Raw genomic sequence first — 21,233 nt, 5'->3', positions numbered from 1 at the left:
ACATGTGGATTGGGGCTCCCGGAAATCTCCGTCAGATAAAGGACGGAGCGACCAAGTTCGAGCGAAGCCCCGACGTGAGCGTGAAGGAATTCCGGTCGCTCGCTGGTGGGGTCACGACGTGGGCCCCATCCGTCATGCCACGTCGGTACTCCCTCGAATGGGAGGCAATGGCACCGGGCGACGTGGCACACATAGACGCACTCGCGCGCCGGATTTCCTATGTGGGGCCCCTGGTGCTGCTGGACCCGCTTGCCGTCAACATCCTTTCAGGGCGGCAGTCGGAGGGGAAAGGCGACTTCCGTCAATGGGAGTACAGCGCGTCAGAAGTAACAATGTACGCGACCGGTGCGGCACCGAGTTCGGTGGTGGCCAACGTAACGAGTGTGCCCACGGCCGGTGCGGCGATCGGCTGGAAGCACCCGACATGGGCCGGCTTCCCGGTTCCCGCGGGCTCGGTCACGTGGTGGCCGTGGGCGTTCGGGTACTCCCACGCTGCCAAGGTCAGCGGGCTTGATCTCAAGTGGTACAGCGCGAGCGGGTCTTGGCTCAGCACGACCACGCAGACCGACGCGTCTCGGCCCATGGTCGCCACCGTTCCGTCCGGGGCGGCATTCGTGGTGCCGTCCCTCCGGGTCACGGCAACCGGGTTCTACAGCATCAGCCGAGCCGCGCTCTGTCTCGGAGACGCTGCCGCGTACCTGACCTCTCTTGGCAGCGCACTGCCGACGGGCGAGGGCTGCCCCGGGGTCAGCATCACGGGATACCGCCATGCCGCCACCCCCGGGGACGGAACGTACCGGGATATCAGTCTGGATCTTGTGGAGGTGACAAGTGCGACCGGCTAGCGCGGCGCTCATTGCTGCTCTCGGGGCCGGCGAGCGCTCCCCTGCCCATGTGGTGCGGCTCGGGGGCGAGGACATGTCGGAGCGGGTACAGAGTTGGTCCCTAGACCGTGCGTACTCCACTGATCTGCCGGAAGCGGTGCGGGCTTTCTCCGGGTCGACCAGCGCCGAGTTCACCGCGACAGTAACGGGCCGCGCCGGCTGGTCGGCTCCGGGCACGCTCGGACCGTGGGCTAGCAGGTTCACGGGCGATGCCGCCCGCCCGGGACAGTCCGTCGTGGCCGGGTGGGGCATCGCCGGTGAGACGTTGGACGCGTTCCGGGGAACGGTCCGCAGCCGCTCGGCCGAGTCCGCTACGGACATCGTGTCCGTGACCGCGCTGGACGGTGCGGAGCGTCTGCGGCTGCCGGCGAAGCTGCCCCGCCCCGCCTTTCCGCTGCGAACGATGGACCCCTATAAGGGGTCTATGGCGTGGGCTGCTTCCTGCACATGGGTTGTGGATGAGCTGCTAAGAAAAGCCGGTATCCACACCTGTCCGCCGCCGCGTCCGACCGCGATTTTGTATGCATCCATGCACGGAGGGGCCGCCCCGTCCATCGGAGAGCTTCGCTCCCTTTCCGGGATTTGGAATGACTGGACGCAGCCAAAAGCACCGTTCGAAAGCTGCGCGGACGCAACATATTACAGCTCTCCGTCAGCGAATTACGGCCCTGTAGCGACTGCGGTCAACCGCGCGATAGGTGACGGTCTCTACTTGGAAGGGTGGGTCAATACCGAGGGCGGGTCCACCACCATGGATAAGACCATCCGCTACCGGCTTGAGTACGACACGACCACCGGCAACACGTCGGATCATCGTTTCCTCGGTCTTGAAATCAACTTCACTACAGGCGTGCTCACTGCTAGCCACGGCACCAGTTATGACCCTGCCCTGAATCAGCGAGTGACATGGACGCCATCTTTCCTTACCGGTAATTCAGGGGTTCATCATTTCGGGTGGTGGGTCGAGTGGAGTGCGACGGGAGTTCCCACCGTGGTGCCCTACATTTCCCGCTCGGCTGCTGCCTGGTGGTACGGAGGGAATGGAGTTCTCAGCGCCACACCGTCACCCCCCGGAGACCTGTACGCAATCAATTTGGCAATGACGAACATCCGTGCCGAAGCCATGCAGGTCTCCAAAATGAAGACACGTCCCGCCACTCACGCCGAGCGCACCCTAGAAGGGACTTGGCTCAAGGGCGGCACCCTTGGGAAGCCAGATTTCCAGCTCGCTTCCATCCCGAAGGTTTCCGGCGACTCCTGGTCGGTGATCACCGAGATTGCAAAAAAGACCCTATCTACGGTCGAGTTCGACCGGGACGGGTTCTTCCGGATGCAGGGGTACTCGCGGTGGGCCACGACCCCAAGCACGCCGGCTGTGACCGTTTCCTCTGCGAGGGAGCTAGCTAGCCTCACCGTGTCAGAGGAAATCGACGCGTGCCGAAATGACGTGACAGTCAAGTGGGCAAACTATGGCGGACATGACTACGAGTACGTGGGCGTGCGCGATGCAAACGTAATCTCCATTCCTTCTGGCTTCACGACCATTCGATCCCTGCCGATCAGCGAGGATCGATACGACTGCGACGCACCGTCACTCCATACCGACCTAGAAGGTATCGGGGGTCTTGTACTGCGGACAGGCACGCTCGCCACGAGTCCACTCGCCCGAGGTCTCGCCGAATGGGAGGTACGGCGGGACGGTGGCGAAACACGCCTATCGATTCTGAATCGTGGTCCCTCCACGATCTACTATCACGGGGCAGTGCTCGACGCCGACCGCGACGACTCATCCACCAAAACCCCTGCAACTTCCGTATCCGTGGCGCGTGATACCGCGAGCCAAGCGGCATACGGGGTGCAGGCTTACGAGCACGACGCGACTCCTTGGGTGCAATTCCCGGACGATGCTTCGGAACTGGCGAACGCATTGCTAAAGGCTGCGGCTTTTCCCGCGCCTCTGCTGCAAAGCGTCGAAATCCTGCCGGACCCCCGGATTGAACTCGGCGACGTGGTTCGCGTGGTCGACAGCACGGGGGCCGCGCTGGACACGCTCGCGTGGGTCGTCGGAGTGCGCACCGAGGGAAGCGACGCAGCCGTCAGACAGACACTCACGCTCCGAGGGGCGCAGACCAACGGACCGCCCACAGATCAGGGGCTGTTTCCGGACCCGCCCACCCGGCCCGGAGCACCACCGCCGAGATAGAGAGGGGAGGGACGTGGACGACCAGGACGACCCGCTAGGCGTAGTCATCGGCGCGCGGGAGATCTACGACGAAGTGGTTGGGCTGCGCGGGGACGTGCAGCGGCTCGGCCAGGACGGCGAGAACGTCACCGAGACCCTTGCCGACCACGAGACCCGCATTCGTGGGCTCGAAAGCGAGCGAGCGAAGTACGTGCTACCCGTCGCACTTGTCGGGGCCGTGGCAACCGTCGTCGCCGCCGGCCTTGCCGTGGCGAAGCTCGCCGCATAGCCGACCACCAGCACCAGCACCAGCCCCGTACCGGGCTCACCGGACGGGGCTTTTTCATGCCCAACTCAAGGGGGAATCGTGACTGTTGACGGAATGATCAGCGCTGCTACGGCATCGCTCGGATACAAGGAAGGGCGGAACAACGACACCACTTTCGGCAAGTGGTACGGGCTGAATTACAACCCGTGGTGTGACATGGCTGTCAGCAAGTGGGCTGCGGACAGCGGTAATTCCGCCGTAGTCGGCAAGTTCGCCTATTGCCCGTCGCATGTGAATTGGTTCCGTGCGCGGGGTCAGTGGCACAGCCGGACAGCTGCCGCAAAGCGCGGGGACATCGTGTTCTTTAGCTGGGACGGGGGTCCGGTCGCCGATCACGTCGGCGTCGTCACCGAGGACGCTGCCCCGGGTGCGTCTGTCCGCACCATCGAGGGAAACACGTCGTCCGGCAACTCGGGCTCGCAGGACAACGGGGACGGTGTGTACCGCCGGACTCGGGCCCGCTCGCTCATCCTCGGTTTCGGTCGCCCCGCGTACGTCCAGCCCCGCCCCCGCCCTCGGTACGTGCCGTTTCCGGGGAGCGACTGGTTCAGGAAGAACCCCCGGTCCCCGCTGATCACCGCCATGGGCCGCCGGCTGGTCGCCGAGGGGTGCGGTCGCTACGTGTCCGGTCCGGGCCCGCAGTGGACCGACGCGGACCGTCGCTCTTACTCGGCGTGGCAGCGGAAGCGCGGATACAGCGGCGCGGACGCGGACGGGTGGCCCGGTAAGGCGACGTGGGACGCGCTGCGGGTCCCGAAGCCGTAGTGACACCACGTGAGGGCTGGTCCGTCCGGCGGGGACCATCTCGGCCACGCATCCGCCGGATTCATCACACACAGCAATCGGAAGGGACTCCCATGTCGTTCATCAGCAAGCACCCGGCCCGTATCTACGCGGTTGCCGTCGCCGCTCTCGCCCTGGTCGCCCACTACCGGCCCGAGCTGCCGAGCGCGCTCGTCCTCGGTCTCGTGGCTGCTGTTCTCGGTGTCGGTGAGGCGGTCCAGCGCACCGAGGACCGGAAGACCGCCACGGCCGGCGAGCCGGTCCCGAGCGACGACCAGGCCGACGTGTTCACCGAGCACCAGGACGCCGAGGGCACCGGCGCGTGACGTATCGGCACATCGCTCTCATGGGGCGAGCGGGCTCCGGTAAGGACACCGTGGGGGCTCGGCTCGTCTCGCGGTTCGCGTTCGCTCGTATCGCGTTCGCGGACCCGCTGCGCGCCCTCGCCCTCGATGTGGACCCCATTGTGGGCCACGAGCCGACCGGCTTCGAGCCGATCCCGCTCCGTCTGTCGGACGTGGTGCGGCGGGAAGGGTGGGACCGGGCCAAGGGGCGCCCGGAAGTGCGCCGTACGTTGCAGCGGCTCGGACAGGGAGTCCGCGACCAGGACGCAGAGTTCTGGGTCCGGCTCGCCCTCGCCAAGCTGGACGTTGCCGAGCGGTGGCACATCCCTGCCGTCGTCACGGACTGCCGGTACGAGAACGAAGCCCGCGCGCTGCGGGCCCGCGGCTGCCTGCTGGTGCGCATCGAGCGTCCGGGCGAGCACGGCCCCGCCGGCGAGGACGAGCGGCAGCACCGCAGTGAGACCGAGCTAGACGACTTCCCCGCGGACGCCGTGCTTACCAACGGCGGGTCCGTGGACGAGCTGTACGCGCTCGCGGACCGGCTCGCCGTACCGCGCTGATCAGCGCGAGGGGATGACGGCATGACGACCAGACTGCCGTTTTGGTTTTCTCTCTATTTTCTTAGACGCATACCAAAAAACAGTCTGAACCGTCATGCCGTCATCCCCTCGCCACCACACACATTCACGAGGGGGACTCACTTATGCCCGGCGCCATCCGGACTATCAAGCGCGGCGGCAGCCGCTTCTACGTCAACCCGTCCACCGCGGAAAAGGTGCCGGGCGTTACGTCTATCGTCTCGATGCTCCCAAAGCCGTACCTGACTTTCTGGGCTGCTCGGATGACCGCGGAAACCGCCGTGGAGAACCTTGACGCCGTGCGGGCTATCGCCGAGCGTGACCCCGCGGGGGCCGTCGATTTCCTGCGCAACGCGCACACCCGATACACGAAGCTCCGGGCCAAGGTGGGGTCGGACGCGCATGACATGTTCGAGCGCATGATTCGGCTGGAAGAGATAGGCCGAGTGCACCCCGACCTAGAGCCGTACCGAATCGGCTTCGCGGAATTCCTTACCGCTGTGCGCCCGCAGCTCGTCCGCGCCGAAGATGTGGCCTGGTCGGATGAGCACCGGTATGCGGGCTCCTTTGACGCCATTGTGCGCGTGCGGCTCGGTGATGACGGTAAGCCCGACCACGAAAACGGCGAGTGGCACACGCTCGTTGTCGACTGGAAGACGAGCAAGAGCGCTTATCCGGACGTCGCGCTACAGCTTGCCGCGTACGCGCACGCCGACCGGCTGATTTCCCCGGACGGCACTTCCGAGCCCATGCCGCAGATCGACGGGGCTGCGGTTCTGCACATCACGCCCGAAGGGTGGGTGTTCAAGCCGGTCCGCATCGATGAAGAGATCTTCAATGTCTTTCTGACGCTGCGGCACGTCTTCCACTGGGACCGCGACCTTTCCAAGACCGTATTCGGCGTCCCGATTGCCGAGAGCGTCCGTCGGCTTGTCACCGGCACGCAGCGGCGAGCTTCGTAAAACCAGCACGACACAACCCAATCACGGACGAGCGCACCTAGGCGACTCGTCCTTTTTCATGCCCAAAAACAGGGGGATACAGCATGGCTCTGCGCATTTTCGAGACCGACCCGGACGCGATGCCGAAGGGTTCTTTCTCTGACGACACGGTGGGCCGCTTCCACTCCGGCCGCTCCGTCAACGGCATTCCGGAAACCCTTTCCGCGTGGAAGGTTTCCACGGGTGACCCGGACGTGGCCGACGCTATCGCTCAGCTCATGGGCGGCACTCCCGAGGAGACCGATTCCACGTCGGAAAACTTCATCGAGATTCTGACCGAGGCGAAGCGCGTCAAGGTGGTTCTCGCCGGCGCGGACGCGATCACGTCGGACATGAAGCTGTGGAACGGCAACGTTCTCATTCACCACTGCGACGGTGTCGAGTTCCTTTCGCCGGATGAGGACCGGGGTAAGGCGTGCGGCTGCCCGGCCCTTATGGAGGACCGTAAGGCGGCTTATAAGGCAAAGCGGGGGCCGGGTCCGTCCATTGCAGTAACGTTCCGGCTCGCCGAGGATTACGACCTTGGCCTTTTCCGTTTCCAGACCGGCTCGTGGAAGCTCGCCGAGACGCTTCACGAGATCGGCAACGCGCTCGACAAGATCAAGGGCGAAGCCCTCGCCGAGCTGGGCATTGAGCTGGTGGAGTACACGACGAAGAAGGGCCGGGACGTCTCGTACTTCAAGCCGGTTGTAAAGGTTCTCAAGTCCTGGAACGACGCGGTTGCGGAGCCGACTCCGTTCTAGTCGGCCGAGGGGCCCGGCATGTTCGGGTCCCTCTTTTACGGGGGTATCCACATTCCGATTCTGGAACTGTGCGCCGGATACGGGGGGATCGGTCGGGCCGTGGAGGCACTGACCGGAGAGAGGATCAGATACGTTGCGGAAGTTGATCCGTATGCGTCTCTGATCCTCGCCAACCGGTATCCGCACGCACCGAATCTCGGAGACATCACCAAATACGACTGGTCCACCATTGCGGGTGAGGTGGACATCATTACGGCAGGTTTCCCCTGCCAGGACATCAGCAACGCGGGACGACGGGCGGGGATTCACGGTGAGAGGTCGGGTATCTGGGAAAGCGTACTCGGGGCCATTCGCGTTCTTCGACCACGGCTCGTTTTCTTGGAGAACGTATCCGCCATCCGAAACCGGGGCCTCGCGCACGTACTCGCGGGACTGGCCGAGGCACGGTACGACACTCGATGGTGTTGCCATCGGGCGTCCGCAGTTGGAGCCGCCCACCACCGCGATAGATGGTTTCTCATCGCTTCCCCTACTCCCCACCCCACTGGCGTCAGACGCCACGAAGGGGCCGGACTTCGCGAGGGATGAGCGGGACGGTAGCGGCGGGCAGGATCTCGTTACCGCCGTGGCGCGACTCTTCGACAAGGAACGCGCACACAAGCTGTTCAAAACCCCCACCGCCAATTTGGGGACGAACGGCGCTCCGCAACATCCGGATAAGCGACGTGCGGGCGGACACGGGCCGACGCTCGATGATGAGGTTTCCTATCTGCTGCCCGTAGACCCGGAAGTGGCCGAGGAAACCCCGGGCGCCTTTCATAGCCCCCGCGAGTGGTGGGCGGACTACGCGCCGGCTGTACATCGGTGGGAAGTGCTCATGGGCACACCCGCGCCTATCCCGGTTGAGTTCGGCCCTCGCGGTGGTCGACGTCTCGCCGCAGTGTTCGCCGAATGGCTTATGGGACTGCCGCGGGGCTGGATAACGCACATTCCGGGGCTCAACCGTGCCCGGCAGCTAAAGGCAGCCGGAAACGGAGTGGTCTCACAACAGGCTTTCGCGGCCTATTTGCACCTACTGAATCACAAGGGGGACGAGCATGGGTAAGCGAGGGGTAGTCACTGACTATGCCGGGGACGAGCTGTACCGCGATGACCTAATCGTGTACTCCGCGCGGCAGGGAAATCGCGTGCGCATGGTCGACGCGATCGTTGACAAGGTGACCACTCGACTAGTGGACGGTCGGCTTCGCGCAATGCTTCGGGTCCAGCCCACCGGCATTGAGTCCGGGTTCACGAAGCGCCGATCCCTCCGCAAGGAATGGATTTCCGCGGAGCACGTCCGACTTATCACCCCGGACGTATCCGGCGAGCGGAACTAAGAACGACGACCAGGCAGAGGGCCGGGCGACCAAAACGGTTGTCCGGCCCTCTGCTGTGTGGGGGGACGAATGATCTACGAAATATCTGCCGACTACGCGCCCCCTATCGGGGACGTGCGCGAACTCTCGGCCGGCGACGAGCTACACCTTTACGAGGGCTGGAAGACCCGCCCGGACTGGTTGCGCTATCTCGCTGCGGCAGCTCACGCCATGGGCCGGGGCTGCGTGATCCGTCAGGGGGCCGACCTTGGCTAACCCCAACAAGGCACGCGGCACGGCGTGGGAGAGCGCCGTACGGGACTTCCTGAACGGCTTTCTCGGGCTGGTCGACGAGCGCGGCACGTTCGTGGACCCCTTCGACGGCATGAACGTCCGCCGGGCTGCGCAAGAGGGTGCCGCGGACGTGGGCGACGTGCACGCGGTCCCGTTCATTCTGGAATGTAAGGACGTGGCGAGCGCCGCTGTTCCGACGTGGCTGCGGCAAGCGGAAGTCGAAGCCCGGCACGCGGGCTTCCCTTACGGCGTGGTCGTGCACAAGACCCGCCGAGCCCCGGTCCACGCGGGGCGCGTTCATTTCACTGTCCGCACGTGGACACGGGTCCGGCTCGCCCTCGGGCACACGAGTCGCACCATGGCCGAGCTGTACGGCTGCACGTTCACCGTGCGCGGTCTCGACACGGCTCGCTGGTACGTGTCCCTGCCCCTGTGGGACTTCGCGTCTCTGCTCGCGGACTACCGCGCTCGCTCGGGGGTGAGCCGTGCTGTTCGCTGATCTGCTCTCCCGCTTCGGCGATGTCGCCGAGCACCAGGACGGCGGGTACGTGGCACGCTGCCCCGCCCACGACGACGGACGCCCGAGCCTCCGCCTATGGCGGGGCGAGGACCTGAAAGTCAGGATCACGTGTCGCGCCGGCTGCGACACGGCAGACGTCATCCGGGCTGTGGGGCTCGACTGGTCGGCGCTGTTCGATGTGTCCGGCCCCGGAGCCACGGTGTCCGCCGAGCGACCCGAGCTGGTCCCCCCGCGCTTCGTTGCCGGTCTCGCTGCCTACGTCGATCGCACCACCGCAGCTCTCGGCGACTGGTCGTCCGAGTGGGCCGGGCGAGCCCGGGACTATCTTGCGAAGCGCTTCGGGCTCGATGTCGAGACCGCGATAGATCTCGGCATCGGCGTGGACCCCGGGGACCAGGGCGACGCGTTTCCGTACCTGTCTCGGCAGTACCGGGCTCACCCCCGGCTCACGGTCCCGCTGCACGGGTGGGACGGAGTGACCCGAGGACTACAGGGACGGGACCTCTCCGGCGACTGCCCCGCGCGGTGGCTCTCCCTGGTCAACCCGCGCGGTCACCGCTGGTCCCCGTACGGCGTGTTCCGCGGCGCGGGCGGTTACGGCACGGTCCTGGTCTGCGAGGGGCCCGGAGACGCGCTCACGGCCGTTGCGTGTGGCTATGACGCCGTTGCCGTTCGCGGGGCTTCCCTCGCCGGCTCGCCCGAACTGGTGGCGGAGCTTGCCGAGGGGCTGCGGGGCTCGCTCGTCATCCTCGCCGGCGACGCCGACCGAGCGGGCTCGGGCTTCACGGCACGGCTCGCGGCCGGTCTCGCCGGGCACGGTGTCACGGCGTACGCGCTCGAAATCCCGCGTCCCGGTTGGGACTTGACCGATTGGCGCGAGGACGGGCCCGACCGGTTCGCCACCGAGCTTCACCGTGCGGTCAAGGCAGCCAAGCCCGTACGGGACTCGGCGGACGCCGAGGACGAAGCCCGCTCCGCCGAGCTTGCCGAGCGCACGGGAGCCGACGCGGTGACCCGGGACCAGGGCGCCGAAGCCGCCGAGATCCTTGCCCGGCTCGTGGGGCAGCTTGGCGAGTCGGACGCGATGAACGCACACGCGCTTATTGCGTGGTGCGGGGGCCGAATTCGGTACGCGTCCGGGCTCGGGTTCTATACGTGGGATGGCTCGGTGTGGGTCCGCAGTGACACCCGCGTCCGGCAGGAAATCCACCGCATGGGGGCCGCGCTCGTCCTCGCGGGACAGACACAGGCTGCTCGCGGATTCACCATGACCACGCGCATTGACGCACTCATGACGGAACTCAAGTCCGTGCCGTCCGTGCGGGTAGAGGCAGCCGATTTCGATAACCGGCCGGATCTGCTCGCGTTCAAGAACGGGATTGTGGATCTCCGTACGGGCCGGCTCCGTCCGCATGACATGCGCGACATGCTCACGTACGGGCTCGACCTTGATTACCGGCCGGAAGCGGCCTGTCCGCGGTGGGAAACCTTCCTCGCTGAGATCTTCCCAGGTATGCCGGACATGCCCGCGTACATTCAGCGTCTCGTGGGCTACGGCATTACCGGGCACGTTACGGAACAGTCGTTCGCTGTTTTGTGGGGGAAGGGAGCCAACGGTAAGTCCGTGCTTGTCGACACCCTCACGGCGGTATTCCGTGCTATCAGCAAGACCACGCCGTTCGCGACGTTTGAAGCGAAGTCCAGCGGCGGCATTCCTAACGATATCGCGGCATTGCGTGGCGCCCGACTCGTCATGGCGTCCGAGGGCGAGAGCGGGGCTCCCATGTCCGAGGCGATCCTAAAGAGGGTGACCGGTAAGGACATGATCTCGGCCCGCTATCTGCGACGGGAGTTCTTCGAATTCAAGCCGTCATTTCTGCTGATGCTCGCGACCAATCACAAGCCCAAGTTTAAGAGTCAGGACGAGGGGCTTTGGCGTCGCGTCAAGTTGCTGCCGTTCCTGCGGTACTTCGCTCCCCACGAGCGGGATACCGAGCTGGACGCGAAGCTACTGGAGGAAGCCGAGGGCATTGCCGCTTGGGCGGTCCGCGGGGCGGTCGACTGGTACCGGGGTGGGCTCCGAGACCCGCAGGTCATCACGGGTGCCTCACAGGAGTACCGAGAGACGAGCGACCAGCTAGCCGGCTTCTTCCCCGGTGTTCTGGAGCCCGCCGACGACGACCACGTGATGAACGGCAACGAAGCGTTTAACGCGTATCTCGAATGGTGCGAAGCCGAGAACCTGCCCGCAAAGGAACGGTGGACCCGACGTGCCTTCTATGACGCCATGGAAGAACGCGGAATCTACCGCCGGAAGACCATGCGCGGTATCGCTCTCGTAGGACTTCGAGAGTCCGACGAGAGCCCTGACGCAGCGGGGCCGGGAATCTTCGCCAACTGACGCACACTTCATACGCGGGTCGTCCACCAATTCACGGTGGGCGGCCCGCTTTTCGTTTAGGGGGACCCATGCTGACTTTCCGGCACACCCTGGCCGGTGAGTCGGTCACCGTGAACGTGCCCGAGGACACCGCCGATCTCAAGCTCTTTTGGGATTGGCTCTACCGGGCCCGGGAGCGGGGACCGATCGCGCTGGACACTGAGACAACCGGACTCAACATCTACTCGGCCGGATACCGGCTCCGCACCGTGCAATTCGGCGACGCACACGAAGCATGGGTGCTGCTGTACGAGCGGGGCGGTTGGCACGCACAGTACGCCCGTGAGGCAATCTCGCGTTGCCGCGAAGTGCTCATCCACAATGCCGCGTTTGACTGGCTCGTCCTGGATGAGCACGCGGGAATTCGGCTGGAAGATCTCGCGCCGTACACCACGGATACGCGCATCCTCGCCGCCCTCATCGACCCACGGCAGCCCTCCGAGGGCGGGGCAGGAACCGCCCTAAAGCCCCTTTCGGCAAATTGGATTGACCCCGCAGCCCCGGACACACAGGGCGGGCTTACGCGCGTCTTCAACTCCCTCGGGTTCACGAAAGAAACCGGGTGGGCCGGTATCCCGCTCACGAACCCAACTTTCCTGCTCTACGGCGGGCTTGACGTCATCCTCACGGCTCGGCTCGCTCCGCTACTCCGCCGAGAGCTGGACCGGCTCGGCGTCAGGCACCAGCTCGTCACGTACGAACACGAGATAGCGCGAATCTGCGCAGTGATGCAGCGCGCGGGGCTGCTCGTGGACCGGGACTACACGTCGACCCTCGCGGGCCGGCTCGCCGAGGACGCCGAGCGCTACGCGACCGTGGCAGCCCGGTACGGCGTGACGAAGGTGGGCAGCTCGGCGCAGGTGGCCGAAGCCCTCTTGGGCATGGGTGAACGGCTGACCGAGCGGACCAAGGGAGGGGCGCTCTCGACAGACAAGACCGTCCTACTCCCGCTTGCCGACCTTGACCGGGACTGGCAGCGCATCGGGGCCCGAGAGCCCAACCCGCTCGCGGACGCCGTGCTGAGAGCCAAGCGGGCCGGCAAGTGGGGCAAGACCTACGCCGAGGGGTTCCTAGCGAACCTCTCCGCTGCGGGGCGTATCCACCCCACCGTGTCGCCCCTCGCGGCACGCACGGGCCGCATGTCCGTCACGGCCGGACTGCACCAACTTCCGTCCTCGGACCACGTGATCCGCCGCGCGATCCTCGCCGAGCCCGGACACGTCATGGTGTCGACCGACTTTCAGGCCGTAGAAATGCGGGTCCTCGCAGCACTCGCCAACGTCCGCCGCATGAAAGAAGGGTTCATCAACGGTGGCGACGAGTTCGACATTCACACTTACACGGCAAAGCTGATCAAGGGTGAGAACGCCACCCCGCGGCATCGGAAGATTTTTAAGGGCGCCGGATTCGGAAAGGTGTACGGGGGCGGAGTCGCGACGATCGCGAAGCAGACCGGAGCCGAGGAAGTCGAGATTGCGCAAGCGGTAGCCGCGTACGACCGGGCCTTTCCGGAGATCAAGCGCGCGTCCTCGCGTTGGCAGCGGCAGGCTTTCCAAAACCGCATGGTCTTCATTTCCGCAACCGGTCGCCGGCTCCCGCTGGACCGGGACCGCACTTACAGTGTCGTGAATTATGCCTGTCAAAGTGCGGCTCGGGATCTGCTCGGGCAAGCCCTACTAAACATCGAGGGTGCCGGGCTGCTCGAATTCTGCCGCCTGCCTATCCATGACGAAGTCTTGGCGTCAGTGCCGCAGCGTGACGCCGAGGACGTCGCGCGGGAGTTCCAGCGGTGCATGTCCATGGACCTGTACGGCGTGCCGATCACTGCTGACCCGGAGATCGGCGGGCGCTCGTGGGGCTCGCTGTATGGCGCCGACTACTGAAATGGCGCCTGACCTGCTGTTTTCCGCGGTCTTGCGTGCACGTGGACACCCGAGCCCCGGGGAGGGTTGCCCTCCGTTCGGTTACGAATCGAGCAATGACGCTCCGTCAGATAACGGTCACGTGCCCAATCCAGAACCTTTGTCCGAGTAAGCGAAGATAACGCACGAATCTATGACGTTGTCCGCTCCGTGATGCCGACCTAATTTCGGTGCCACGCAGCGACCACGGCAATGCGCAAGCCCCGTCCTGCTAATCCGGGACGGGGCATTTCCATGCCCTTTTGCAAGGCGCATTGCATTCGAGCTGTAGGGCTTCCATGCCCTTTCGCGCTCCGTTCCGGGAATCCCTTGGTCCCCACAGGGACCAAAGCCCCCGAGACACGGAGCCACGGTCCATGACGCACATCACCCATGCCCAAATCGCTGCCGCTAAGGTCAACGATCTGGACGCGATTACGGCAATCATTCAGGAAACTGAAACGCTCATATCGTCCCGCGCGCGCCACTATGCGGGCTCTGCCGCGGAAAACGGGAACACGCTCGCCGAAGATCTCACGCAGACCGGCCGCGTAGCGGTCTGGCAGTGCATAGGAAAGTTCGACGGAGATACGCCCGCAGCTTTCATGTCCTACATTGACCGGCACATCAACGCGGCCATGTTGGAAACGCTGCGCGCGGAGACCCGTCCCGGAGTCACCGCCCGTGCGGCTAAGGACTTTGAGTCCGCGCTCGTCCTCGCCGGCGGGGACCCGTTCGAAGCCGAGCGCATCGCAGCGAGCGACGACATGGGCGACCGCAGGATGAGCCCCGAGCACGCTTACGCGGCACGGCTCTCTTGGCTCGGCCTGGACTACCTTGACCGACCCGTCCCGTGCGAGGACGGAGAAACGTTCACCCTCGCCGAGAAAATCGAGCGCGAGACCGGGACCCCCGCCGAGCTGATCACCTCCGCGGACATCGCGTCGCACCGTCGAACCGTCATCCGCGACCAGGTACACCGCACGCTGGGACTGCTCTCCGAGCGGCAGCGTCACGTGATCAAGGCGGGATTCGGCATCGCCCCCGTGGCGCAGTACCAGCCCGGGGCCGACGACGACGAGCTAGCCGCGGACATGGGGTGCACCCGCTATCAGGTCCAGCAAGCGCGGACCAAGGGGAGCAAGCGGTTCGCCGAGCTGTACCGAGCTGGTGCACGCGCATGGTGACGATCCCGAGCCGAGACGGCGGCACGGTCACCGTGACGCGGTGCGGCGCCCTGGTGGACATCCACGTTCGAGACGCCGGGGGGCGGACCGTCGCAACGGTGACTCGCCGAGCCGGTGAGGCTGCACGGCTGCTCTCGGAGCTACCCCGACGTGCCCGAACCTGACAAACACCTGATTGCGTCGCGTAGCCCCCGTGGGGGAACAAGCACCCCGCGAGCGCGGTTAAACACTCAACATCGGCCACTTGCAGGGGGGTTGAGAATCAGCCACTCCGGTTGAGGTGCAGAAGGGAACCGCAGCGCTCTGACCTGCGTAACTCTTCACGAAACCCCCTTGCTCGTGTCGTGATCGTGACCTAATCTCGATGGCGCAGCCGAAAGGTTGTTCGAACGGATGGGGTGGGTTATGCAGTCTGAAAGGGTCACGATCACGACGAACCGCGCCGGCGAGGGTGGCGGGGACGTCACTGCCGAGCTGCGCGTAGAGATCTTCCAGAGCGGGCCCGGGGGGGCTTTCTGGGAGTGGGTACCGGCGCTCAAGGTGCCGCCGCAGCGGGTAGCGGTCTACACGGAAAGTGCCCTAGCGGCAGCGTTGGCACAGTTCGGGCCGCGAGTCGCAGCACTCATGGAAGCGTCGCCCGAGGTGACGTGGCGAATCACGGCTCACTGCCTCACCACAGGCAACGTGGTGGGTGAATGGACGTGGGCGAGATCCGAAGAGACGGGCCGGTGGATGCCCGTTGGTGAGCTTTGGTGCGTGTGGGACGACCGGCTTCGGCTGGAAGCTCTGGACCGTGCCAACAAGTCCGCCGCGCAGAACAGGGGGACCGCGTGATCACGGCTGCTGCCCCCACCCGCACGTTTGTCGACGGCTACGAGTCCAAGACCGACGCTTACGACCAGGCCATGCGTATGGCGCAGGTGCTCGTTCGTGCTGGACTGGCCAAGCGCTACGGGGTGTCGGTCCACCGCGTATCCCGACACGACGAACGTTGGGGAGTCTGGCTCACCGATCGGACGCCCGACCAGGACCCGCCCACAGGTCTGCCTTTCCTGCCCCCGACGCGGCGACTTGCCGCAGCATGACAAAGCCCCGCCCTACTCCCAACTCGGGGGCGGGGCGGGGCCTTTGGCGTTTCAGGCGCTGAGCTGCCCGCCCTTGACGCCCTCGATGAACGACGAGAACGCGGAAGCGGACAGAGCGAGGGCGGGGCCGGCGGGGGTCTTCGAGTCTCGGACGGGGACGGCACCGATCGTGGCGGCAAGGTTGGTGGCGACTTCCACGCAGTTGCCGTCGTTGTTGCTGTAAGAGGACTTGAACCACTGCGGGGTCTGGGACGTCACGGGAGAGCCTTTCGTGCCTCGTGGATCATGGCCACCGTTGCCGCTTGCGACAGGGCTTCGGCTTGCACCTGATGGTAGGTCTTGAGCAGAGCCAACACCGAGTCCGTGTTGCGCTCCATGTGCCCTCGGATCTGAGACTCGGCGTACGCGAGCACGGTCATATCGGGCAAGGTCAACAGGTTGAGTGGTAGGTCGAGCGCCCGGCGCTCGCCCATTTCGTAAGGTGCGATCTGTACCACGGTGTTGGGTTGGTCTGCGACCTCCAACAGCCGGTCGAGCTGTTCGGCCATGATCTCAGGGCCGCCGACCCTGCGCCGAATACAGCTCTCATCTAGGACTATGAGCATCATCGGCGGACGATCGCGCACTAGGGCCGCTTGGCGCTCCGCCAGGAACCGAACTCGCCTGTCCGCTCGCCCTGGAGTGATCGCGCCGCGCCGAACGTTGCTGTCCGCCAAGCATCGGGCATATGCGGGTGTCTGCAACAGACCGGGCACGATGCCGATTTCGTATAGGCGGATCTCCACCGCCTTGCCCTCGTTGGCGACGTACTCCGGGAACCCCTCAAGGAGCGGCCCGGGGCGTGTCTTGTGCCACTCGCGCTCTAGGGAGTCGACGCTTCCCTTCGTTCCAAAGATCTCGTCCATCTGCACCGAGAACGGAAGGGAGGGTGGCTTGCGGGTAGTTTCAACAGCGGAAATATGCTGGCTGGAATATGCCGAGCGTGAGGCTACGTCCTCCTGCGTCCAGCCTCGTTGGTCGCGCAACCTGCGTAAAAGCACTCCGTAAGCGGCCAGAGGACTGGACGTGGCGTCCAGCTCTTTGCGGTTAGCCACAACTCTTCCTTCCGATCAGGCCAGTTGAAGAGAGGTCGACTGTAAGCCACGCTTACGGCTCCTGGTAGTGGAAGCGCTACGGAGAGGAGCGGTCGTGCCCGAACACAACGCTCGCCCGAGCCCAAAGCCGGCGACGACGGTTCCCGAGCTTGGAACGTTCATGGCGGCAGACACCGCCGAGGGAACGTCCCGGCTCGGGAGGGTCACGGCGTGGGACGGTGACGTGGTCCACCTGGCGCCCCCGGGTGGGGGCACGCAGTGGACGGCAGTCCCGGACGAGTTGCGGCGACCGACCGAGGAAGAGTGCGCGCGTATCCGTGTGCTCACCTCGCCGGTACCGACGTCGGGCCCGTGACGCGGGTGTTCGGGTACGCGCTGCACCACATCGAGCGCGACCCCGAGACCGAGCCGGCGGTGTCGGCGAACTGCCTGCACGAAGGGTGCGAGTGGAAGTCCGCGCCGAGCACTGCTGTGCAGCCCGTGGACGAAGCGTGCATGAGGCATACCGGGCTTCACCCGGCCCACACCCGCTTCGCTCGACAGTTCGCGGACGTGGCGGTGGTGGCCCGTGTGGGTTCCCCGTGAGGGTGCACGACCGATGACCGTTATCCGGCTCGTATGGATGGGCTTTCAGCTCTACGCGGGCTTGGTAGTCGGCTTCCTGCTGACAACCCCTTGAACCCCGCTCTCCCCCTTCGTGGTCCCGACCGAATGGGGGAGAGCGGTCCCAATCGAAAGCGAGTGACCATGCCGATACGGCGGCAGCCGGACCGCGCGTACTGGCCGGACGCGAACCCCTACGGCGTGCCCGTTCCCGAGGGCGAGGACCGGCGCTTGAGCGCGATCCAACTCCGCCGCGGGGATCAGGTGTTGTTGGGGCGGTGGTGGCGCACGGCGGCTTTGGTGGAGACGCACGCCGGAAGGGTTCACACGTGGGTGCACGTGCATTGGGTGACCCCGGCGGGCAGCCGCACCGTTTACCACAGTGCCGCCCTGGTCCCTGTCTACCGCGCACCCGTGTTGTCCCTCGCCGGCCCGGAGCCCGACGACTCCGAGCACGTGTACGCGGACGATTCGCAGGTATGGCAGTCGTGACTATCGCCCCCGCGCACCCGGTTCCCGTGATCAGCATTGCGGGTCCGCCGCTCGCCTCTGCGGCGTGCCTGTTTGGTGACTGCGGGTGGGGCGTGGGGCCGCTGAAAGTGGCGCAGGTGACCGCTCACTGTGCCGAGCACCAGCGCAACCGTGGGCACGGGATCTTTGCCCGTTCGATTGAAGACGTGGTGTTGATCCGATGACCGTAGAACAGTGCCGAGCCACGGCCCAAACGCGTCTGTGGTGGGCCGGTGGCGGTGTGGTTGTCTGCGTGCTGCCCTCGATGCACGCGGGGACTCACGGCGGGCTGCTCGGCGGCAGCATCACGTACCACTGGCCCCGTGTGTGGCACATCGCGGCCCGCGAAGCCGTCCGTACGGACTGCTGCGGCGTGGATCTCGCCGAGATCAACAACCGGGGCGGGCACTGCGTGCGCGGTGCGACGGCCGAGCAACGGCGCCGTGTCACGTGCCCGCAGTACCGCCCACCCATGAACTCCGCTCCCTCGGCTCGGCCCCTTACTGCGGGGAGGTCCCGGGGCTGAGGGAGCGGGCAAGACCCTGTCCGTTGCGCGGGCAGGTTCCATGCGCAATCGAACCAAGGAGTGAGAGCATGACCGCTGTATCGTCCGATCTCCGCACCGGTCGCAGCCTGGTCGAGCCGGAGCTGTTCGACAGCATCGCCGAGTTCACCGTCACGCACTTCGGCTACTCCCAGGAGAAGGCGGAGCGCGCGACCGACCAGGCGTTGGCGTTCGTCGCCACGGTCGGCACGGCCACGGTGAAGATGGTCCCGTCCGACGACGTGGACGGAGCGCTTCACGCGTTCATCCTGCACACCCCGGACTACCGCGAGTTCTGCCACAAGCACGCGGGCCGGTTCCTGGAGCACAACCCGCGCCCCGGCGGTGGCGGTCGGGTCCTGGAGGAGGTGCAGGCGACCGCGCACGCCATGAAGGCGAAGGGATTCATGGTCATGGATGACCTGTGGACCGTGGACGGAGCGAACGCCGCGCAGTGTGACTCGGACTGCGGGCGCGACTACCGAGCCGTGTAGTCAGTACGGTCCGGCCGTGAGAGTGCGCGGAGCCGGCTGCCGTCTTCGGTGGTCGGCTCCGTGCCGTTTGGAGAGTCGAGAATGAGGACAAGCACACCGCCCAAGGAACTCCCGCGTGGGGTATTGGACGTGATCACGCCGACGAGCGTTCGGCCTGTAGTCAACCGGCGAGGGTCGACGGTTTGGCACGTCGTGGCCGAGGGCGGACCGTACGCGGTGAAGATCGGATACCCGAGTCACACGCACGCCCATACCGCCCTTGCTCCGAGCCGCGAAGCACACATCCTGCGCGCCCTCGGGGCCGGACCCATCCATGACGGCGAATGGGCCGAGGGTACGTGGAGCGTGCAGCCGTGGCACTCGGGCCCGAGCCTGTACGACAAGTGGGCACCGCACCGCGCACCCGGCAACAGATCCGTTCCGAGTCGACTCGATGCGCTCGCCAGTGCTACGGCCCTCGCCAAGCTGCACCGGTCTGGATGGGTACACGGTGACGTGCAGCCGGCGCACCTGATCATGGGCAGCGCCGAAGCGACCCTGATTGATCTCGGTCTCGCCCGAGGCGGGCACGTCCCGGCCCGGTGGGACTTCCCCTACAAGGGTTGTCTCGTCCACTACGAAGCGCCCGAGATTGCTCGGAGCGTCCTCGCGCATGGCACCGCCGAGCCCACCCCCGAATCCGACGTGTACGCGTTGGGCGCTTCTCTGCTGATCAGTGCCACCGGGTGGCGTCACGTTGCCTACGCCGACGATGCGTCGCGGGAGGAACAGCGGCAGGCGATCGTAGACAAGCCGCATCGTCCGGTCGTGATCGCTGGGGAACTCGGCAGGCTCACCGACGCCATGTTGAGCTACCGACCGTCAGACCGGCCGACGGCCGATGAGATCTGCACGGCGCTGATGCTCGCCACGTAGAGCCACGCGACGTACGCCCACATGCCGCCCCGTCCGTGCGCTCCCCCCGTGGTGCACGGGCGGGGCTCCCTAGTCTCGGAACCAAGGAACGACCATGTACCTCTGCAACGACACGCGACGGCTTCCCTACGTGGAGCTGTTGACTGCCATGCGGGACACCGGGGCAAAAGAGAGTGACTACCCCCGGCTCTATGACTCGGTCGGCTGCTGTGAACTTGGCAGGGGTCACGGCGACCAGCACGCCGCCCACAAGTTCGCCCCCGGCGCCGATCCGGAACTGTGGGTCGAGTGGGACGACGACAGCGACGAAATCAGGTACGTCCGCGTCACGGTCTGCGTAGCGGAGGACGAGACGCTTCCCCGACTGGAACGAACCGCGTGCACCCTGCCGACAGACCACGGATGCGGGCATTCGTGGGAAGCACGAGACCTCCCGCACCGCTGAACCCGCGCGGGCTACTCGTCCGCCTGGTCGTCGTCCTCGCTGCCCGAGCCGGCGGCAGGGGCGACGAAGCTGCCCTTCCCCCAACGGGTCTCGATGAGCCCTCGCTCACGGGCAATGCCGATCGCTCGGCGGGCAGTCATCCGGGCCACGCCGTGACGGGCACAGAGTTCCGCCTCTGACGAAACCGCTTCGCCCGGGGACTTGCTTTTGATCTCGTCCACAAGCGCGTCCAGCACATCCATGTACGGGGCGCGGGGGCCGCTCGGGGTCTCGGGCATGGGGGCAGCGTAGACAAACAGCCAAACATGGGCGAGTTAGACGGGTATACGAGCTAGACAGGTAGACGAGTTAGACGAGTTGGCTTAGCGTGACTTCCCGAACACGAAAATGCCCCGGAAGACCGCTGGTATCGGTCCGCCGGGGCTCCGCCGATCAGCTATTGGGAGCTGACCAGACATGCGCGATCTTATCGCCCTCGCATCCATCGGACTCGGGCTGCTGCTCGTCCTCTGGTGCGCACTCGAACTCATGCCGAGCCGCCGGCCCGGACGCCACTCCGCCGCGTACCGCGCGCCTGAAACCCTGCCCACCCTCACGGGTCCCGGGATGAAGCCGTGGCCGACGCCCACCCCCGAGCACGTCCGCGCACGACGGATGCCGCTCCGCGGAGAGGACACCGAACTCATCCGCCCGTACGCACTCGCCGAGGACACGTTGAATTTTGGGGTGATCCGCGAGCGGCGCACGGCTGCCGTCCTCGCCACCCTCGGCGTGGACTACCCGTACGGCTACGAGGGGGACCAGTTCGAAACCCTCGCCGCGCTCGCCGTGGGGGTGACCGCATGACCCGCGAAGCTCTCACACGTGTGACCGCACCGGGTCGGGGCGGGGCGGTGTGCTGCCGCTGCAAGCGCTGGACATGGGCCCCCATGGAAGTGGGATACGTGGAACGCCAGAGCGGCCCCGGAGTCACCCTGTACGCCTGCCCGACTCACGGGGT

At 65.8% G+C, this 21,233-nt stretch carries 21 protein-coding genes; 18 read left to right on the top strand and 3 right to left on the bottom strand.

Going from position 1 to position 21,233, the window contains the following annotated elements; translation table 11 throughout:
• The first annotated feature begins 2 nt into the window (after positions 1-2).
• The 14 genes from ACNJ93_RS08925 to ACNJ93_RS08860 all read left to right on the top strand — a co-directional run bounded on the left by ACNJ93_RS08925 (position 3) and on the right by ACNJ93_RS08860 (position 15,628).
• On the top strand, positions 3-845 hold the full coding sequence (locus ACNJ93_RS08925) for a hypothetical protein (protein WP_418956822.1): 843 nt from the start codon (positions 3-5) through the stop codon (positions 843-845).
• Between the two features lie 367 nt (positions 846-1,212).
• Positions 1,213-3,087 (top strand): hypothetical protein, encoded by a 1,875-nt coding sequence (locus tag ACNJ93_RS08920; protein ID WP_418956821.1) that lies wholly within the window; start codon positions 1,213-1,215, stop codon positions 3,085-3,087.
• Positions 3,088-3,100: 13 nt separating this feature from the next.
• Complete coding sequence (locus tag ACNJ93_RS08915) at positions 3,101-3,355, top strand: hypothetical protein (protein WP_418956820.1); 255 nt, start codon at positions 3,101-3,103, stop codon at positions 3,353-3,355.
• 78 nt (positions 3,356-3,433) lie between these two features.
• Entirely contained in the window at positions 3,434-4,159 is a 726-nt protein-coding gene (locus ACNJ93_RS08910) for a peptidoglycan-binding protein (RefSeq protein ID WP_418956819.1), read from the top strand.
• Positions 4,160-4,251: 92 nt separating this feature from the next.
• Positions 4,252-4,503: a hypothetical protein gene (locus ACNJ93_RS08905; RefSeq protein ID WP_418956818.1), complete on the top strand. Its 252-nt coding sequence runs from the start codon at positions 4,252-4,254 to the stop codon at positions 4,501-4,503.
• 50 nt (positions 4,504-4,553) lie between these two features.
• The gene (locus ACNJ93_RS08900) at positions 4,554-5,081 is read left to right on the top strand and encodes a hypothetical protein (protein WP_418956817.1); all 528 of its coding nucleotides are present in this window, start codon (positions 4,554-4,556) and stop codon (positions 5,079-5,081) included.
• 143 nt (positions 5,082-5,224) lie between these two features.
• Complete coding sequence (locus ACNJ93_RS08895) at positions 5,225-6,061, top strand: hypothetical protein (RefSeq protein ID WP_418956816.1); 837 nt, start codon at positions 5,225-5,227, stop codon at positions 6,059-6,061.
• An 83-nt stretch (positions 6,062-6,144) separates the two neighbouring features.
• Entirely contained in the window at positions 6,145-6,843 is a 699-nt protein-coding gene (locus ACNJ93_RS08890) for a hypothetical protein (protein ID WP_418956815.1), read from the top strand.
• 18 nt (positions 6,844-6,861) lie between these two features.
• Positions 6,862-7,431 carry a DNA cytosine methyltransferase gene (locus tag ACNJ93_RS08885; protein ID WP_418956814.1) on the top strand — a complete coding sequence of 190 codons (570 nt, stop codon included), beginning with the start codon at positions 6,862-6,864 and terminating at the stop codon, positions 7,429-7,431.
• Positions 7,432-8,469: 1,038 nt separating this feature from the next.
• Complete coding sequence (locus tag ACNJ93_RS08880) at positions 8,470-8,994, top strand: hypothetical protein (RefSeq protein ID WP_418956813.1); 525 nt, start codon at positions 8,470-8,472, stop codon at positions 8,992-8,994.
• Positions 8,981-11,416 carry a phage/plasmid primase, P4 family gene (locus ACNJ93_RS08875; RefSeq protein ID WP_418956812.1) on the top strand — a complete coding sequence of 812 codons (2,436 nt, stop codon included), beginning with the start codon at positions 8,981-8,983 and terminating at the stop codon, positions 11,414-11,416. Before ACNJ93_RS08880 ends, ACNJ93_RS08875 begins: the two co-directional genes overlap by 14 nt.
• A gap of 68 nt (positions 11,417-11,484) precedes the next feature.
• The gene (locus ACNJ93_RS08870; protein WP_418956811.1) at positions 11,485-13,338 is read left to right on the top strand and encodes a DNA polymerase; all 1,854 of its coding nucleotides are present in this window, start codon (positions 11,485-11,487) and stop codon (positions 13,336-13,338) included.
• 395 nt (positions 13,339-13,733) lie between these two features.
• A complete protein-coding gene (locus ACNJ93_RS08865) occupies positions 13,734-14,543 on the top strand; it encodes a sigma-70 family RNA polymerase sigma factor (RefSeq protein WP_418956810.1) in 810 nt (269 codons plus the stop codon).
• 830 nt (positions 14,544-15,373) lie between these two features.
• Entirely contained in the window at positions 15,374-15,628 is a 255-nt protein-coding gene (locus ACNJ93_RS08860; protein ID WP_418956809.1) for a hypothetical protein, read from the top strand.
• 51 nt (positions 15,629-15,679) lie between these two features.
• On the opposite strand, the gene ACNJ93_RS08855 is transcribed toward ACNJ93_RS08860, so the two are convergent.
• Positions 15,680-15,886, bottom strand: coding sequence for a DUF397 domain-containing protein (locus tag ACNJ93_RS08855; protein WP_418956808.1), 207 nt, complete (start codon positions 15,884-15,886; stop codon positions 15,680-15,682).
• Positions 15,883-16,722, bottom strand: coding sequence for a helix-turn-helix domain-containing protein (locus ACNJ93_RS08850; RefSeq protein ID WP_418956807.1), 840 nt, complete (start codon positions 16,720-16,722; stop codon positions 15,883-15,885). Before ACNJ93_RS08850 ends, ACNJ93_RS08855 begins: the two co-directional genes overlap by 4 nt.
• A gap of 1,707 nt (positions 16,723-18,429) precedes the next feature.
• On the opposite strand from ACNJ93_RS08850, the gene ACNJ93_RS08845 reads away from it, so the two are divergent.
• The 3 genes from ACNJ93_RS08845 (at position 18,430) to ACNJ93_RS08835 (ending at position 20,233) form a co-directional block, all read left to right on the top strand.
• Positions 18,430-18,873 carry a glycine-rich domain-containing protein gene (locus tag ACNJ93_RS08845; RefSeq protein ID WP_418956806.1) on the top strand — a complete coding sequence of 148 codons (444 nt, stop codon included), beginning with the start codon at positions 18,430-18,432 and terminating at the stop codon, positions 18,871-18,873.
• A gap of 216 nt (positions 18,874-19,089) precedes the next feature.
• Positions 19,090-19,788, top strand: a complete 699-nt coding sequence (locus ACNJ93_RS08840; protein ID WP_418956805.1) for a protein kinase domain-containing protein — start codon at positions 19,090-19,092, stop codon at positions 19,786-19,788.
• 94 nt (positions 19,789-19,882) lie between these two features.
• Positions 19,883-20,233, top strand: a complete 351-nt coding sequence (locus ACNJ93_RS08835) for a hypothetical protein (RefSeq protein WP_418956804.1) — start codon at positions 19,883-19,885, stop codon at positions 20,231-20,233.
• Positions 20,234-20,244: 11 nt separating this feature from the next.
• On the opposite strand, the gene ACNJ93_RS08830 is transcribed toward ACNJ93_RS08835, so the two are convergent.
• Positions 20,245-20,511 (bottom strand): GntR family transcriptional regulator, encoded by a 267-nt coding sequence (locus ACNJ93_RS08830; RefSeq protein WP_418956803.1) that lies wholly within the window; start codon positions 20,509-20,511, stop codon positions 20,245-20,247.
• A 178-nt stretch (positions 20,512-20,689) separates the two neighbouring features.
• On the opposite strand from ACNJ93_RS08830, the gene ACNJ93_RS08825 reads away from it, so the two are divergent.
• Complete coding sequence (locus tag ACNJ93_RS08825; RefSeq protein ID WP_418956802.1) at positions 20,690-21,079, top strand: hypothetical protein; 390 nt, start codon at positions 20,690-20,692, stop codon at positions 21,077-21,079.
• Positions 21,080-21,233: the final 154 nt, after the last annotated feature.

Origin of the sequence: Streptomyces tritici, from assembly GCF_048500665.1 — a bacterium.
Lineage (GTDB): Bacteria > Actinomycetota > Actinomycetes > Streptomycetales > Streptomycetaceae > Streptomyces > Streptomyces tritici.
Note: the sequence above shows the minus strand (reverse complement) of the source record. Positions and strands in the feature narration are given on the sequence as shown.

Bases quoted from the DNA above. Each gene is read 5' to 3' on its own strand.
- ACNJ93_RS08905 (WP_418956818.1), top strand. From the start codon at position 4,252: ATGTCGTTCATCAGCAAGCACCCGGCCCGTATCTACGCGGTTGCCGTC.
- ACNJ93_RS08865 (WP_418956810.1), top strand. From the start codon at position 13,734: ATGACGCACATCACCCATGCCCAAATCGCTGCCGCTAAGGTCAACGAT.
- ACNJ93_RS08830 (WP_418956803.1), bottom strand. From the start codon at position 20,511: ATGCCCGAGACCCCGAGCGGCCCCCGCGCCCCGTACATGGATGTGCTG.
- ACNJ93_RS08825 (WP_418956802.1), top strand. From the start codon at position 20,690: ATGCGCGATCTTATCGCCCTCGCATCCATCGGACTCGGGCTGCTGCTC.
- ACNJ93_RS08890 (WP_418956815.1), top strand. From the start codon at position 6,145: ATGGCTCTGCGCATTTTCGAGACCGACCCGGACGCGATGCCGAAGGGT.
- ACNJ93_RS08835 (WP_418956804.1), top strand. From the start codon at position 19,883: ATGTACCTCTGCAACGACACGCGACGGCTTCCCTACGTGGAGCTGTTG.
- ACNJ93_RS08885 (WP_418956814.1), top strand. From the start codon at position 6,862: ATGTTCGGGTCCCTCTTTTACGGGGGTATCCACATTCCGATTCTGGAA.
- ACNJ93_RS08845 (WP_418956806.1), top strand. From the start codon at position 18,430: ATGACCGCTGTATCGTCCGATCTCCGCACCGGTCGCAGCCTGGTCGAG.
- ACNJ93_RS08870 (WP_418956811.1), top strand. From the start codon at position 11,485: ATGCTGACTTTCCGGCACACCCTGGCCGGTGAGTCGGTCACCGTGAAC.
- ACNJ93_RS08895 (WP_418956816.1), top strand. From the start codon at position 5,225: ATGCCCGGCGCCATCCGGACTATCAAGCGCGGCGGCAGCCGCTTCTAC.
- ACNJ93_RS08925 (WP_418956822.1), top strand. From the start codon at position 3: ATGTGGATTGGGGCTCCCGGAAATCTCCGTCAGATAAAGGACGGAGCG.